This window comes from Streptococcus suis (assembly GCF_002964575.1).
GTDB classification, from domain to species: Bacteria; Bacillota; Bacilli; order Lactobacillales; family Streptococcaceae; genus Streptococcus; species Streptococcus suis_R.
The window spans coordinates 1-352 of sequence record NZ_POQQ01000091.1 but is presented as its reverse complement, the minus strand read 5'-3'; the positions used below and the strand labels follow the sequence as shown (position 1 = coordinate 352).

General features: G+C 36.9%; 1 pseudogene. It reads left to right on the top strand.

Annotated features, from left to right (window positions below):
* Positions 1 to 106: 106 nt before the first annotated feature.
* A pseudogene (locus C1E58_RS12570) lies at positions 107 to 330 on the top strand (IS110 family transposase); the annotation flags it as partial.
* Positions 331 to 352 lie beyond the last annotated feature (22 nt).

The following is a 352-nucleotide window of genomic DNA, read 5'->3' as shown; positions in this document are numbered from 1 at the left end:
CAATATGTAAAGACCCCCAGTTGAGAATTCGTGGATTTACCTGTACACTAGAATAAAAAACAATCAACTTCTAGCAGGAATTACCACACTCAATTGGAGGTCTTATATGTTTCATTTTCCCACACTTTTCATAGGAATGGATGTTATAAAGAAAGTTTTTCACGCTGCTATTATAACATGATGACCAATCAATTCAAACATAGCACTAAAGTCGGTCCAAATGTTAGCTATATTGTGAACTATGTGAATGAGCTTCGTCGCTTGTATGGTCAAGATGCAGAAGTATTATGTGGCTATGAAGCTGGATGTCTTGGATTTACCCTATATCACTAGCTACAAGTTCACGGGATTC